The 15,490-nt window shown below is 69.9% G+C and carries 13 protein-coding genes and 1 riboswitch; of the genes, 10 read left to right on the top strand and 3 right to left on the bottom strand.

Features of this window, described 5'->3' with window-relative positions:
- Window positions 1-262: 262 nt before the first annotated feature.
- Complete coding sequence (locus WS64_RS03290) at window positions 263-1,279, top strand: hypothetical protein (RefSeq protein ID WP_347876624.1); 1,017 nt, start codon at window positions 263-265, stop codon at window positions 1,277-1,279.
- Between the two features lie 78 nt (window positions 1,280-1,357).
- Here WS64_RS03290 and WS64_RS03285 read toward each other — a convergent pair whose 3' ends face one another.
- Window positions 1,358-2,056, bottom strand: coding sequence for a DUF2968 domain-containing protein (locus WS64_RS03285; protein ID WP_060965710.1), 699 nt, complete (start codon window positions 2,054-2,056; stop codon window positions 1,358-1,360).
- Between the two features lie 115 nt (window positions 2,057-2,171).
- A complete protein-coding gene (locus WS64_RS03280) occupies window positions 2,172-3,353 on the bottom strand; it encodes a gamma-glutamyl-gamma-aminobutyrate hydrolase family protein (protein WP_059638912.1) in 1,182 nt (393 codons plus the stop codon).
- A gap of 287 nt (window positions 3,354-3,640) precedes the next feature.
- Between WS64_RS03280 and WS64_RS03275 the strand changes: the two genes are divergently transcribed.
- From WS64_RS03275 to WS64_RS03245, 8 genes are all read left to right on the top strand, one after another.
- Window positions 3,641-4,321: a GntR family transcriptional regulator gene (locus tag WS64_RS03275; protein WP_060965709.1), complete on the top strand. Its 681-nt coding sequence runs from the start codon at window positions 3,641-3,643 to the stop codon at window positions 4,319-4,321.
- Window positions 4,322-4,327: 6 nt separating this feature from the next.
- Window positions 4,328-5,704, top strand: a complete 1,377-nt coding sequence (locus WS64_RS03270) for an amidase (protein ID WP_060965708.1) — start codon at window positions 4,328-4,330, stop codon at window positions 5,702-5,704.
- 136 nt (window positions 5,705-5,840) lie between these two features.
- Window positions 5,841-6,353, top strand: a complete 513-nt coding sequence (locus tag WS64_RS03265) for a disulfide bond formation protein B (RefSeq protein ID WP_059574088.1) — start codon at window positions 5,841-5,843, stop codon at window positions 6,351-6,353.
- 618 nt (window positions 6,354-6,971) lie between these two features.
- A complete protein-coding gene (gene xdhC / locus WS64_RS03260; protein ID WP_059574089.1) occupies window positions 6,972-7,976 on the top strand; it encodes a xanthine dehydrogenase accessory protein XdhC in 1,005 nt (334 codons plus the stop codon).
- 18 nt (window positions 7,977-7,994) lie between these two features.
- Window positions 7,995-9,020, top strand: a complete 1,026-nt coding sequence (locus tag WS64_RS03255) for an adenosine deaminase (RefSeq protein WP_059574090.1) — start codon at window positions 7,995-7,997, stop codon at window positions 9,018-9,020.
- A 27-nt stretch (window positions 9,021-9,047) separates the two neighbouring features.
- Window positions 9,048-9,392 carry a hypothetical protein gene (locus tag WS64_RS32245; protein ID WP_081103768.1) on the top strand — a complete coding sequence of 115 codons (345 nt, stop codon included), beginning with the start codon at window positions 9,048-9,050 and terminating at the stop codon, window positions 9,390-9,392.
- Window positions 9,389-10,708, top strand: coding sequence for a guanine deaminase (gene guaD, locus WS64_RS03250; protein ID WP_059574091.1), 1,320 nt, complete (start codon window positions 9,389-9,391; stop codon window positions 10,706-10,708). Before WS64_RS32245 ends, guaD begins: the two co-directional genes overlap by 4 nt.
- Window positions 10,709-10,832: 124 nt before the next feature.
- Window positions 10,833-10,954: riboswitch (yybP-ykoY riboswitch) on the top strand.
- Between the two features lie 94 nt (window positions 10,955-11,048).
- A complete protein-coding gene (locus WS64_RS03245) occupies window positions 11,049-11,621 on the top strand; it encodes a TMEM165/GDT1 family protein (protein ID WP_060965707.1) in 573 nt (190 codons plus the stop codon).
- Window positions 11,622-11,671: 50 nt separating this feature from the next.
- Here WS64_RS03245 and WS64_RS03240 read toward each other — a convergent pair whose 3' ends face one another.
- A complete protein-coding gene (locus WS64_RS03240) occupies window positions 11,672-12,382 on the bottom strand; it encodes a DUF4136 domain-containing protein (protein WP_059574093.1) in 711 nt (236 codons plus the stop codon).
- 187 nt (window positions 12,383-12,569) lie between these two features.
- On the opposite strand from WS64_RS03240, the gene pepN reads away from it, so the two are divergent.
- Window positions 12,570-15,263: an aminopeptidase N gene (gene pepN, locus WS64_RS03235; protein ID WP_060965706.1), complete on the top strand. Its 2,694-nt coding sequence runs from the start codon at window positions 12,570-12,572 to the stop codon at window positions 15,261-15,263.
- The last annotated feature ends 227 nt before the right edge of the window (window positions 15,264-15,490 follow it).

Raw genomic sequence — 15,490 nt, 5'->3', positions numbered from 1 at the left:
TACCGCGCCGCATGAAACCGACGATGCGCGGCGCGCAGCGTTGGCACGCGCACACGGGCATCGCTGCCCGCCGGCGGCGCGGCGCGTAACGGCGCGCCGCCAGCAAGATTCGCGCATCATGCCACGTCAAGCCGACATTTGCCTTGTGGTGCCCCATCACGGCCGTCACGGCGTCCGCCTCGTACAAGTCGCCCCGAAACGGGCACAAGAATCAGATCGATCTGATCGACCGGCCCGCGCCGGCTGACCACAATGGCAAGATTTGCGACGACGTTTCCGCGCCGCGTCGGCACGGGCCTGTGTCGCACGGCGTACCGCTCTCATGACCCCATCGCCCCTCGTCCCGGTCGAAGGCGCGCTCGCCCGCCCTCGCGCCACTCCGCTCGATCACGTCCCGCCGTTCGGCCGCGAATGGCGGTTCCTCGGTGCGTCCGGCGCACGGCCCGGCAGCCACTGCCTCGCGACACTGACGACATCCTGCATCGATATCGACCGGCCGCACAGCGCGTGCCGATGGCAGCCGCTGCCGGTGGCGGCGGCACTGCCCGCTTCGGCCGGATTGCCCGTCACGCCGGCGGCTGGCGCCGGTCGGTACTTGCGCCGTTCCGTGCGCCCGCCTCGCGATCGGCGCGCGCGATACGCCGTCTGCTGGAGCATCGGCGCGCTCGGCATCATCGGCTGGTTGATCGGCGCGCACGAGCCGCCTGCGGATTCCGGTCCCGCATACGCGATTCAAGCCGCCGGCGGCGCGCCCGCTCACGTCCCGACATCGACCGACACCACACATGTCGCCGCAGCTGAACCGGTCACGTCGACGAACGCCAAGCCGCAACGCAACGTAACGACGCCTGGCGCGCATACGATGATCTCGCCGCCAGCCATGCACCGCGTCGCACGCAGCCCCGCATCGCTTCACCCGCCAGCAACGCCCGACGTGCGGCATGCCGCTCCTGCCTCGCCACGTCCGGCAGCCGGCCAGCGCTCGACGGAAGCGCCGCCCCGCACACCGGCCGTGCCACGGCTGGCTGCGCATTCGCCGATTCAGCGCGACGCCACCAACACCGGCACGCACGTTCGGCGCGCCCCACCGCCGCACGAGGCAGACACGCGCGATACGCGCGACGCGCTCGACGAGCCTGCCACGTTGATCGCCATGGCGAACGCGCTGCGCGCCACGCAGCCGGCCCGCCCGACGCACCCGCGCGCGGCCGGTTTCCACTGGACGTCGCAACTGTCGCACCGCCGCGTGACCGACGTGCCGGACGCGTTCGCGCATTGATGCCCGCGCAATAAAAAACCCGGCGAAGATCGCTTCGCCGGGTTTTCGCTCGTCTCGCTCCGTCCGCTCGACGGATCGTTATTTGTGCACGGGCAACCCCGTCTCGGTCTGCTTCTCGAGTTGCCGCACCTGCTCCTGCAGATCGCGCAACTGCAACTGCGCCGCCCGCTTCTCGACCTGCAGCGCCTGCGCCTGCTCCTGCGCCGCCTTCTGCCGCTGCGCGACTTCGGCCTGCTGGCTGCGCGCGACGCTCAGGTCGGCCTGCAGTTGCTGCGCACGATTCGCCTGCAGCGCGATCACGCGTTCGAGAAATGCCTTCTGCGCCTGCAGCTCGGTCCGGCGGATCTCGATATCGGCGAGTTGCGCCGTCTGCTGGACGAAGTTCGCATACACCATCTCCGCGCGATTCTTGTCCTGCGAACGGATCACGCGCCACAGATTCTTGTCCTGGAACAGCGCGACGTAATACGTCATCTCGCGCGGATCGAACATCAGGCTCGCGCCGTAGCTGCCGTTGTACGTCGTACGCATCTCGACGATCCGGCCGTCGTGCAGCATCTGCGTCAGCTCGGCAACGTTGCCTTGCGCGGCGACGTCCGTCGCGGCCGTGGCCGATGCCGCGGGCGACGCGCCGCCGCTCAGGCTCGTGACCGCCGGACGCGTACCGGCAGCGGGGGCGGTCGCGTCGGCGGACCAGGCCGCGCCCGCTTGCGCGCAGGCAGCCAGTGCAACGATCCACGTTGCGCATCGTGCAGGGGAAAAGTTTCGGAAAGCCAACGTCAGACTCCGGCGAACGAATCGGAACTCGCGATTATCGTTCAAAACGAAACGGCCGCATCTCGAATTTATCGGGATGCGGCCGGCCTGCGTTCAACACGAAAAATACGGCGTGCTACAGGCGCGTTTCGCGCGCCGCGCGCAGAAATGCATCGAGCAGCGGCGTGCAGTCGAGCAGCTCCGAGCCGCCCGCGCGATGGAACTCCGGATGCCACTGCACGCCGACGACGAACGGCGAACGCCGATGGCGAATGCCTTCGATGATCCCGTCGCCGGCCGACACGGCTTCGATGTTCAGATCGCGGCCGAGATCGCGGATCGCCTGATGGTGAATCGAGTTGACGATCGCTTCGCTGCGCCCCGGGAACATGCTCGCGAGCGTCGACGTGTCGGGAAAACGGATCGCGTGACGGTGCTGGTCGTAATGCTCGCTCACGTGCGCATGGGCGGTCGGCACGTCGGTGGCGATGTCCTGGTACAGCGAACCGCCGAACGCGACGTTGATCAACTGGCAGCCGCGACACACGCCGAGCACGGGTTTGCCGGACTCGACGAATTCGTGCAGCAGCTCGAGCTCGTACATGTCGCGCACGCGATCGCCCGGCCATTCGGGTCGCGCATCCGACGCCGCGTAGGTCTGCGGCGACACGTCGGCGCCGCCTTGCAGCAGCAGGCCGTCGAGATGCTTCGCGTAGTCGCGCAGGCGAATGTTGCTCGGATGGATCATGCCTTGATGGCCGACGGTCGGAATCATGAACACGAGCACGTCGCGCGACATCACCCAGTGGGCGATCGATTCCTCGAGATACTGCAGCGTCTTGCCGCGCAGCCCCTTCGCGCCCGGCTCCGGATGGAAGATCCGCGCCGACACGCCGATGCGAAGCGTGCGCTGCGTGATGCGCTGGCCGGCGCGGTCGAACAGCCGCCGCGCGCGCGCCGCGACGATCCGGCCGAATACCGACCACGGCGTGTCGCTCTGCTTCAGGTAGGCCGGCGGCGCATTCTGCGCGTTCGCGGGCGGCGGCCGCGGCGTGTCGAAATCGGGCTGCGCGCCGAATCCGGGCGGCGGCGCACCCGGCTTCGGCGGCGCGGCCGTGGCGGCGCCATCCCCGGTCGCGCCCGCCGCGCCGGGTGCACCGGGCTCGGATGCGGCCGTCACGGGCGACGCGCCGTCGTCGGCGGCGTTCTGCACGGCGGCCTGCGCATCGTGCGTTTTCGCCGGATCGGGACGGGGGGAATCGGAAGAAGCGGAAAAGGTGCCGGGCAGACCGGCCGGGGAAGGCGTGTTTTCGCTCATGACGATGGTCTGGTACGTCGCTCACGCGTATGAATAGACGAGGATTCATTATGCTTCAGTGCACGATCACGCGGCAAACCTGCAACATCCTGTCGATATTGTTGCAAGTCGGTGGCAGCGCCGCCGCGGCGACATGCGGCCCCGTTCGCGCACCCGGCCCCCGCTGCCCATGCCGCTCCTGGGCTGGACACCTGTGATATATCACAATAATATCCAGAGATCGCCCACGCTTCCCGAGCCCGCCGCGTCATGATCGCGCGCCTTCCGGCCCCGGTGCCGAACCCCATATGAGCGCCCTGACCGACGTCACCCGCGACCGCCCCGCCGCGTCCCCGGCGAGTCTCGCCGACCGCGCGTACGCGCTGATCCAGCGCGACATCGTCACGATGCGTCTGAAACCCGGCGCCGCGCTCAACGAAGCCGAGCTCGTCGCGCGGACGGGAATCGGCCGCACACCGGTACACCAGGCCGTGCATCGGCTCGTGCTCGAGGGGCTGCTGTCGGTGATGCCGCGCAAGGGCCTGATGGTGCAGCCGCTGTCGCTCGACGACATCGTCGCCGTCATCGACGTGCGGCGCATCAACGAAGCGCACTGCGTCGAACTCGCCGCGCGCCATGCGACGCCCGACGATCTCGCGCGCCTGGCCGCGCTGCTCGACGACGGGCAGGCCTGCGTCGACGCACACGACGTCGAGGGCATGATGGAGCTCGACCGCGCGTTTCATCAGACGATCGCCGCGGCCGCGCGCAACGCGGTGCTGGCCGACATCCTGCGCGCGCTGCACGAGCGCTCGCTGCGCTTCTGGTTCGTCACGCTGTCCGAACCGCACCATCTCGCCGACGTCCAGCACGAGCACCGCGCGCTGTTCGACCGGCTGTCCGCACGCGACGCCGCCGGCGCGCGCGCAGCCGTCGAAAGCCATATCGATTCGTTCCGCTCCACGCTTGTTCAACATCTTCGCCCCTGAGCCGCCATGACCACTTTCACGCCGTTCCCCCCGCTCGCCCAGCTCGCCGCCGACCTCGCCGGCGGCCGGACCACGAGCCGCGCGCTCGTCGACGCCGCACTCGACCGGATCGCCGATCGGTCGGGCCAGGGCGCCGTCGTCTTCACCGAAGTCGATGCCGACAACGCACGCGCGGCCGCCGACGCGCACGACCGGCTGCGCGCCGCGGGCACCGTGCTGTCGCCGCTCGCGGGCATCCCCGTGTCGATCAAGGACCTGTTCGACGTCGCGGGCCAGGTCACGCGCGCGGGGTCCCGCGTGCTCGACGGCGCGCCGGCCGCGCGCACCGATGCGGTCGCCGTCGCGCAGCTCAGGCGCGCGGGCGCGGTGCTGGTCGGCCGCACCAACATGAGCGAGTTCGCGTTCTCGGGGCTCGGGCTGAATCCGCACTTCGGCAACCCGCGCTCGCCGTACCGCCGCGACGTGCCGGGCGATGCGCGAATTTCGGGCGGCTCGTCGTCGGGCGCGGCCGCGTCGGTCGCCGACGGAATGGCCGCCGTCGCGCTCGGCACCGACACCGGCGGCTCGATCCGCATTCCGGCCGCGCTGTGCGGGCTGACGGGCTTCAAGCCGACCGCGAGCCGGATCCCGACGCAAGGCGGCGTGCCGCTGTCGACGACGCTCGACTCGTTCGGCCCGATCGGGCTGACGGTCGCGTGCTGCGCGCTCGTCGACCGGATGCTCGCGGGGCTCGAGCCGCACGTGCCGGCCGCCCGGCCGCTCGAAGGCGTACGGCTCGGCGTGCTGACGAACTACGTGACGGACGGCGTCGATGCCGACGTCGCGGCCGCGCTCGACACCGCGCTCAAGCATCTCGAAGCGGCCGGCGCGATCGTCACCGAAGTGCGCTTCCCCGCGCTCGACCGGCTGCCGGAGATCAACCGTTTCGGCTTCTCGCCGATCGAGGCGTACGCATGGCATCGACCGCTGCTCGCCAGGCATCGCGACCAGTACGACCCGCGCGTGCTGACGCGGATCCTGAAGGGCGAGCCCGCGAGCGCGGCCGACTATCTCGACCTGCTCGCCGCGCGCGCCGCGATGCTCGACGAAGCCGCGCACACGGTCTGGGCGCGCTTCGATGCGCTCGTCGCGCCGACGGTGCCCGTCGTGCCACCGCGCATCGCCGACCTCGAAACGGACGACGACGCGTTCACGCGCACCAACGCGCTGCTCCTGCGCAACCCGAGCGCGTTCAACTTCCTCGATGCGTGCGGGCTGTCGCTGCCGTGCCACGCGCGCGACGCGGCGCCGGTCGGCCTGATGCTCGCGGCGGCGCCGCATCGCGACGACGCGCTGCTGGCGATCGGCCAATCGGTCGAGGCCGTGTTGAACACGATTCGCTGACCGCCGGTCAGCCGCCGGCGGGCAACGCGCGCGGTGCGGCAGGTTGCCGCACGCGCGCTGTCAGTTTCGTGCCAGACCGTTCGCGCTAAAATCGCGCGATTGTTTTCCGGACCGACCGACGAGGAACCCCGCCGACATGAACGACTACACGCTTGCACTACGCCGCGAACGCCACCTGCTGATGCTGCTCGGATGGGTGTGCATCGCGCTGCTGGCCGGTGCGCTGTACCTGCAGTACGTGAAGAACGAAGACCCGTGCCCGCTGTGCATCATCCAGCGCTACTTCTTCTGCGCGATCGGGATCTTCGCGTTCCTGGCCGCCGGGATCCGCAACTGGCGCGGCGTCTGGGTGCTCGAGCTGCTGATCGCGATCGCCGCGGCCGGCGGTGTCGGCACGGCCGCGCGGCACCTGTCGATTCAGATGAATCCGGGCTTCAGTTGCGGCTTCGACACGCTGCAGCCGATCGTCGACAGCCTGCCGCCCGCGCAGTGGTTCCCCGGCATGTTCAAGGTCGCCGGGCTGTGCGAGACCGTCTACCCGCCGATCTTGGGCATCCTGCTGCCCGGCTGGGCGCTGATCGGCTTCGCCGCGATCCTGATCGCGGTCGTCGCGAGCCTCTGGCGCCATCGCCGCAAGCTCGCGGGCTGACCGAGCCCGCGTTGCCGGCCGACAGCATGCGCGGCCGGACCGAATGGGGCGCGCGCCGCCGGCGAGTCGCCACCGGGCGCCGGCCGATGCGTGCGCCGGCCCCGCCCCGTCGTCGCGCGTAAACACCTACCCCGCCGCCGCCCGGATGTCCGGGCCGGCGGCGCGTCGCGCGATCGCCGCGCCTCGCCCCGTCACACGTGCGTTTCGGCCCGATGCGCATGCATCGGCACCCCGATCCGGCGCGGCGGGCCTATGATCGACATGATCGCCGCCTGATACCCCGGATCACCGCCCGGCCATGTTCCCGCCGCGTGGCGATGCTATCTTCGGGGCTGGATGGCGATCTACGTGCGCGAGGCCAGGCGGTCCCACCGCTGCCTGCGTAACGCGCGCCCGATCCGCAATGTCGACTGGATTCATCATGACAACGCAAACCATCCGCATCCGTCACCCTCATGGCGTCCGCGCGTCCGGCGGCGCCGTTCGCGCACGCCGGTCCGCGGCCCCCGCATGGCATCAGCCGTGCCGCCGGCCTGCCCCGCTCCCGTCCGTCCTCGCCACCACGCCCGCCAGCCCGCGCAGCGCGTCGTGCCGCGTCGTCCCGAACGGAGCGTGCTGATGGAAGCCTGGCTCGGCGATCTGCAGCAACTGCTCGCGCACGGCGAAGCGGCCGTGCTCGTGACGGTCGCGCACACCGACGGCTCCGCGCCGCGCGAAGCCGGCACCAAGATGCTCGTCACGCGCGACACGGCCCGCCATACGATCGGCGGCGGTCATCTGGAATGGAAGGCGATCGAGATCGCGCGGCACCTGCTGAAGGACGGCGCGCACGTGCCGCACGCACGCCGGCTCGAGCGGCTCGCGCTCGGCCCGAGCCTCGGCCAGTGCTGCGGCGGCGCCGTGGTGCTCGCGTTCGAACGGCTCGACGTCGGCGACCTCGGCTGGATCATGTCGCTCGCCAAGCGCGTCGCGGCCGGCGCCGCGACCGTGCGTAGCGTATCATTCGGCCCCTCGCCGGGCGCGCCGTTGCTGAGCGAGCCCGAATCGGAAGCCGCGCGGGCCGACTGCCTGCTGTGGGAAACCGGCGGCGTGTCGCTGATGACCGAAACGATCGCGCCGTATGCGTTCCCCGTCGTGCTGTTCGGCGCGGGGCACATCGGCACCGCGCTCGTGAAGGTGCTGGCGACGCTGCCGTGCCACGTACGCTGGATCGACGGGGCCGACGCCGCGTTCCCGCCGGCCGACGCGCTCGCCGGCATCGGCAACGTCACGATCGACGCGACTGCTTCCCCGGCGGACGCGGTCGACGCGGCGCCGCCGCGGTCCTACTTCGTCGTGATGACGCACGACCACGCACTCGATTTCGTGCTGGCCGAGCGCATCCTGCGACGCGGCGACTATGCGTACTTCGGGATGACCGGCTCGCGCACGAAACGCATGCAGTTCGATCACCGGCTCGCGGCGATCGGCATCGACCCGGCCCAGGTCGCGCGGATGCGCTGCCCGATCGGTGTCGAAGGCATCGTCGACAAGGCGCCCGAAGTGATCGCGATCTCGGTGGCCGCGCAGTTGCTGCAGGCCGTCGAGGCGAATGCGGCCGCGCAAGCTTCCCCTACCTACTGACCGACCAAGAACGACGCCATGACCCCGACATTCAAGGACAAGATTGCCCGCGCGCCGAAAGCGGAGCTGCACATCCATATCGAAGGCTCGCTCGAGCCCGAACTGATCTTCGCGCTCGCGCAGCGCAACGGCGTGAAGCTCGCGTACGATTCGATCGATGCGCTGCGCGCCGCGTACGCGTTCACCGACCTGCAGTCGTTCCTCGACATCTACTACGCCGGCGCGAGCGTGCTGCTCACCGAGCAGGATTTCCACGACATGACGGCCGCGTACTGCGAGCGCGCGCTCGCCGACAACGTCGTCCATACCGAGCTGTTCTTCGACCCGCAGACACACACCGAGCGCGGCGTGCCGATCGAGACGGTCGTCGCGGGCATCGAGCGCGCACTCGCCGATGCCGAGCGACGCGGGCTGTCGAGCAAGCTGATCCTGTGCTTCCTGCGCCACCTGTCCGAAGCGGACGCGCTCGCGACGTTCGAATCCGCGTTGCCGCTGTTCGAGCGCTATCGCCATCGGCTGATCGGCGTCGGCCTCGATTCGTCCGAGCTCGGCCATCCGCCGGCGAAGTTCGCGCGCGTGTTCGACAAGGCGCGCGCGCTCGGGCTGAAGCTCGTCGCGCATGCGGGCGAGGAAGGTCCGCCCGCGTACATCTACGAAGCGCTCGACGTGCTGAAGGTCGACCGGATCGACCACGGCGTGCGCAGCATCGAGGATGCGGCACTCGTCGAGCGTCTCGCGAAAACGCGCACGGCACTCACCGTCTGCCCGCTGTCGAACCTGAAGTTGTGCGTGTTCGACGACATGACGAAGCACACGCTGAAGGCACTGCTCGACCGCGGCGTGGCGGTGACGATCAACTCCGACGATCCGGCCTATTTCGGCGGCTACGTCAACGAAAACTACTTCGCGACGGCCGAAGGGCTGCAACTCACGGATGCCGAAGTCCATGCGGTGATCCGCAACGGCTTCGAGGCGTCGTTCATCGAACCGGCGCAGCGCGACGCACTGTACGCGCGCCTCGACGCGTACTGGCAGGCCGCGTGACGGCCCGCATCGAGGCCCGCTAGACAGATGAAACACGGCAACGGCATCCGCTTCGCGTTTCCCCGTTCGGCCTCGCGCCGGGCCGGCCGCCTGCGTGCTCGCGAAGCGGCGGCGCGGCGCGTCATCGCCCGTATGCGCGCTCCGTCGTGGCTTGCCGTACCGTTCGCTGCCGCACCGGTTGCGCGCGCGACGGCCGCGCGGTGCGCGGGCAACCACGCGCTGGCGGCTTCGGCCGCCACGTTCGTCCGCGCCATCGCCGCCGGTCGTGCCGCACGCAGCATGCCGCCGCTCGCGCAGCACCGCGCCGCCCCCGTGCGGCGTCGACCGTTTTCTTCTGTTCGCCTTACCTTGATGCAGGACCCTTCGTCATGACGCAAACCGCTTTCCGTTCCCAACTGCTGACCTTCAACGGCGACCCGGCGCAATCGAGCCAGGCCGCGAACTACGAGACCGACGGGCTCCTGATCGTCGACGACGGCAAGGTCGTCGCGGCCGGCCCGTATGCGCCGCTCGCGGCGACGCTCGCGCGCGATGCGGCGGTCCACGACCTGCGGGACAAGCTGATCGTGCCCGGCTTCATCGACACGCACATCCACTATCCGCAGACGGACATGATCGCGTCGCCGGCGCCGGGCCTGTTGCCGTGGCTCGACAAGTACACGTTCCCGACCGAGCGCCGGTTCGGCGACCCCGAGCATGCGCGCGAAGTCGCCGACTTCTTCGTCGACGAACTGCTCGCGTGCGGCACCACGAGCGCGCTCGTCTACTGCACGGTGCACAAGCAGTCGGCCGACGCACTGTTCGCGGCGAGCGACGCGCGCGACCTGCGGATGATCGCGGGCAAGGTGCTGATGGATCGCAACTGCCCCGAATTCCTGCGCGACACCGCGCAGTCGGGCTACGACGACAGCGCCGAGCTGATCGGCCGCTGGCACGGCAAGGGCCGCCAGATGTACGCGCTCACGCCGCGCTTCGCGCCGACGTCGACCGAGGCGCAGCTCGAGGCGTGCGGCGAACTCGCGCGCCGCCATCCGGACGTGTTCGTGCAAAGCCACGTCGCGGAAAACGTCGACGAGGTGAAGTGGGCGGCCGAGCTGTTCCCCGGCCACCGCAGCTATCTCGACATCTACGACCGCTACGGGCTGCTGCGTCCGCGCGCGGTGTACGGCCATTGCATCCACCTCGACGACGAGGATCGCCGCCGGATGGCCGAGACGCGCACCGTCGTCGCGCACTGCCCGACGTCGAACTTCTTCCTCGGCAGCGGCCTGTTCGATTTCGACAAGGCCGGCGAATACGACGTGCCCGTCACGCTCGCGACCGACGTCGGCGGCGGTACCTCGTTCTCGATGCTGCAGACGATGAACGAGGCGCACAAGGTCGCGCGGCTGTCGGGCCACCACCTGAGCGCCACGCGGATGTTCTGGCTCGCGACGGCCGGCGCCGCGCAGGCGCTCGACCTCGCCGACACGGTCGGCACGCTCGCGCCGCGCACCGAGGCCGACTTCGTCGTGCTCGATCCGCAGGCGACGCCGCTGCTCGCGCGCCGCACGAAGCGCGCGGATTCGCTCGAGGAACTGCTGTTCGCGTTCGCGCTGCTCGGCGACGACCGCGCGGTGTACCGCACCTATGCGGCCGGCAAACTCGTGCACGAGCGCGGCGCCGCGCGCGGCCCGGCCGCCGCGTAGCGACCCGCGCCGCGCTCCGGCATGCGCGGCCGCTTCGCCGTCGTCATGCCGGCAGTCGAATGCGGTGCGGCGCGCCGCACCGCGGCCCGGCCGCTTTCCGGCGCGCGATGCGCCGTGCTAGAATTCGCCGCTCATTGGGGAGTAGCCGCTCCGCCCGATGTCCCGCGCCCCCGGCGCGCATCGTGACGGAGGCGTCCGTCAACAGACTTGGCCGTTCGGCCATGGCGGGCGCAGCCACGTTGGCCTGGCGAGACCGATGGTTCACTGCGCACCGCATCAGGGCCCGGCGCGCGGTGGATCGTCGCTCGCATGCACAACATCGGCCCGTGGAACCCCATACGTGTCTCAAGCCTTCCTGATCTCCACCGGCGCCGTCGCCCTCGCTGAAATCGGCGACAAGACCCAACTGCTTTCCCTCGTTCTGGCCGCGCGCTATCGCAAGCCGGTGCCGATCGTTCTCGGCGTACTCGTCGCGACGCTCGTCAACCACGGTTTCGCCGGTGCGTTCGGCGAATGGCTGGGCGTGCTCGTCACGCCGTCGATCATGCGCTGGGCGCTCGCGTTCTCGTTCATCGCGATGGGCTTGTGGATCCTGGTGCCGGACAAGCTCGACGAGGACGAAGCCCATGCGACCCGCTCGCGGCTCGGCGTGTTCGGCGCGACGCTGGTGGCGTTCTTCCTCGCGGAAATGGGCGACAAGACGCAGATCGCGACCGTCGCGCTGGCCGCGCGCTTCCAGGATTACATCGGCGTCGTGGCCGGCACGACGTTCGGGATGATGCTCGCCAATGTGCCGGCGATCCTGCTCGGCGACCGCTTCGCGCACAGCCTGCCGACGAAGCTCGTGCACGGGATCGCGGCCGTGCTGTTCGTCGTGCTCGGCGCGCTGGCGCTGTTCGGCATCGGAATCTGAAAGGAATCGGGCCGGCGCGGCCGGGCGGCCGCGCCGACGCGGATACCGCGCTACTTTGCGACGGCCGCGCCCGAGGCCGGCGCCGCCGGCACCGCGCGCTCGTTGGCGGCCGGCGCCGCCGGCCCGCCCCGCTTGTCGACCGGCAGCCGGACCGTGCGGACCGCACCGTTCGACAACGGAAAATCGGCGAGCGCGCTGCGCGCGAGGAACGGCATCGCGTACAGCAGCGTGCCGTTGTCGCCGGTCGTGCGCGCGGTCACGTTGTAGACCTCCTTGCCCGTCGCGCGCTCGGTGATACGGATGCCGAGCACGTAGTCGAAGACCTGGTACGTCTGCGCGACGTAGCCGGCCGGCATCGGCCCCCAGGGCCCCCACGGGCCCCAGGGGCTCCACGGACCGCCTCGCCAGTACGGCCCCGGCCCCATGAACCACGGGTCATAGTAGACCGGCTGCGGCACCGTCACGAGATCGCTGCCGACCGAATAGGTCAGCCCGACCAGATAGCGTGCCTGCGACTGCGGCACCTGCCGGAACGCATACGCGGACAGCTCGTTCGCGACGATCGGCTCGTAGGTCGACTGCTCGATGCTGTTCTTCTGCGCGTCCGTGCGCGTGAACGCATAGGTGCGGGTCGCGTCGCTGCCGCTCCAGTCGGAGAAGGCCGTGACCCGGGTGGTCACGTAGCTGGTGCAGCCGGTCAGCAGCGCGACGCACAGCACCGCCGCCCAGCCCGCACCGCGAAAAATCCATTCGCGTTTCATGTTGATCCTCGTCGATCCGTCACCCGTTCGTCGCACCGCGCGAACGACAACGGGATGTCGATAATACGCGGACTGCCGGAAGCGGTAAAAAGTTCGCCCGACACGCCGCCGCAAGCCTTTGTACAATGACCCGGTTCGCCTGGCCCGCGCGACGGGCCCGTCCCCCACTCCACCGATCTCGACGACCATGTCCGACAACGCCTCCTCCACCGTGATCCGCCGCGCCGACTACACGCCGCCGGCCTTCCTCATCGATTCCGTCGCACTCGAATTCGATCTCGCGCCGGCCCGCACGATCGTCAGGAATACGATGCGCGTGCGCCGCAATCCGGATGCCGCGCCCGCGCCGCACCTGGAGCTGATGGGCGAGGCGCTCGAATTCCTCGACGCGCGGCTGGATGGCGCGCCGCACGGCGCGGTGCGCGCGCACGAACACGGGTTGACGGTCGAGAACGTGCCCGAAGCCTTCGAGCTGACGCTCGAAAGCGCGTGCGCGCCCGACCAGAATACGACGCTGTCCGGCCTCTACGTGTCGAGCGGCAACTTCTTCACGCAGTGCGAAGCCGAGGGCTTTCGCCGCATCACCTACTTCCTCGACCGCCCCGACGTGATGGCGTCGTACACCGTCACGCTGCGCGCCGACAAGGCCGCATACCCGGTGCTGCTGTCGAACGGCAACCTCGTCGATTCGGGCGACCTGCCCGACGGCCGCCACTTCGCGAAGTGGGAAGACCCGTTCCGCAAGCCGAGCTACCTGTTCGCGCTCGTCGCCGGCAAGCTCGTCGCGATCGAGGAGAAGATCACGACCGGCTCCGGCAAGGACAAGCTGCTGCAGGTGTGGGTCGAGCCGGCCGACCTCGACAAGACGCGTCACGCGATGGATTCGCTGATCCACTCGATCCGCTGGGACGAGAAGCGCTTCGGCCTCGAGCTCGATCTCGACCGCTTCATGATCGTCGCGGTCGGCGACTTCAACATGGGCGCGATGGAGAACAAGGGGCTCAACATCTTCAACACGAAGTACGTGCTCGCGAACCCCGAGACCGCCACCGACACCGATTTCGCGAACATCGAGTCGGTGGTCGGCCACGAGTACTTCCACAACTGGACCGGCAACCGCGTGACCTGCCGCGACTGGTTCCAGTTGAGCCTGAAGGAAGGGCTGACGGTGTTCCGCGACCAGGAATTCTCGGCCGACATGGCCGCGGGCGACGACGTCGAATCGGCGGCTCGCGCGGTCAAGCGCATCGAGGACGTGCGCGTGCTGCGTCAACTGCAGTTCGCCGAGGACGCCGGCCCGATGGCGCACCCGGTGCGCCCGGAGAGCTACGTCGAGATCAACAACTTCTACACGATGACGGTCTACGAGAAGGGCTCGGAAGTCGTGCGGATGTACCAGACGCTATTCGGCCGCGACGGCTTCCGCAAGGGGATGGATCTCTACTTCAAGCGCCACGACGGCCACGCGGTGACCTGCGACGACTTCCGCCACGCGATGGCCGACGCGAACGGGCGCGACCTCGCGCAGTTCGAGCGCTGGTACAGCCAGGCCGGCACGCCGCGCGTGTCGGTGCGCACCGCGTACGACGCGGCCGCGCGCCGCTATACGGTCACCCTCGCGCAAGGCTACGGCGACGCGTCGCCGGCCGCGCGCGAAACGCAGCAGGGCCCGCTGCTGATCCCGTTCGCGATCGGCCTGATCGGCCGCGACGGCCGCGACCTGCCGCTGCGTCTGGACGGCGAGGCCGCCGCATCGGGCACGACGCGCGTGCTCGAGTTCACCGACACCGAGCAGACCTTCGCGTTCGTCGACGTGCCGGAAGCGCCGCTGCCGTCGCTGCTGCGCAACTTCTCCGCGCCGGTGATCGTCGAGTACGACTACAGCGACGACGATCTCGCGTTCCTGCTCGCGCACGACAGCGATCCGTTCAACCGCTGGGAAGCCGGCCAGCGCCTCGCGACGCGCGCGCTGCTGACGCTCGCCGCGCGTGCCGCGGCCGACGCGCCGCTCGCGCTCGGCGAGAACTTCGTCGCCGCGTTCCGCCGCGTGCTGACCGACGAAAGCCTGTCGCCGGCGTTCCGCGAACTCGCGCTCACGCTGCCGTCGGAAACCTACCTCGCCGACCAGATGGCCGAGGCCGACCCGGCCGCCGTGCATCGCGCGCGCCAGTTCGTGCGCCGGCAGCTCGCAACCGCGCTGCGCGCCGACTGGCTCGCCGCATACGAGCAGCACCAGACGCCGGGCGCCTATGAGCCGACGCCGGAAGCGTCGGGCCGCCGCGCGCTGAAGAACCTCGCGCTCGCGTATCTCGCCGAGCTCGACGATCCGGCCGATGCCGTACGCCTCGCCACGGCCCAGTACGACGCGGCGAACAACATGACCGATCGCGCGGCCGCGCTCGGCGCGCTGCTGTCGGCGTCCGCCGCAGGGGCGAACGGGCCGGCCGAGCATGCGCTCGACGACTTCTACCGTCGCTTCGAAAAGGAAGCGCTCGTGATCGACAAGTGGTTCGCGATGCAGGCGGCCCAACGCGGTACGCCCGCGCAGCCGACGCTCGCGAAGGTACGCAAGCTGCTCGGGCACCCCGCGTTCAACCTGAAGAACCCGAACCGCGCGCGCTCGCTGATCTTCAGCTTCTGCGCGGCGAACCCCGCGCAATTCCACGCGGCCGACGGGTCGGGCTACGCGTTCTGGGCCGAACAGGTGCTCGCGCTCGACGCGATCAACCCGCAGGTCGCGGCGCGCCTCGCGCGCTCGCTCGAACTGTGGCGCCGCTTCACGCCGGCGCTGCGCGACCGGATGCGCGAAGCGCTCGAGCAGGTCGCCGCCGGCGCGAAATCGCGCGACGTGCGCGAGATCGTCGAGAAGGCGCTCGCGTAAGTCACGCGATCGCCCGCTGTCGCGTCCGCGCGATCGGGCCGGTGCCGCCTCACGCGGCGCCGGCTTTTTCATTGCGCGGGCGCGGCTGAAACCGCTCGCGATCGCGGGGTCGGACCGCCCGGCCGGCCGCGGCTGCGATGAACGCCCCCGCCCGCCGGCGTCGCCCGATACCGGGCCGATTCGGCGGCCCGCCCATGTAACCGGACGAAAAAAGCCGGCGGCACCGC

It is taken from the genome of Burkholderia anthina (assembly GCF_001547525.1).
Lineage (GTDB): Bacteria > Pseudomonadota > Gammaproteobacteria > Burkholderiales > Burkholderiaceae > Burkholderia > Burkholderia semiarida.
Note: the sequence above shows the minus strand (reverse complement) of the source record. Positions and strands in the feature narration are given on the sequence as shown.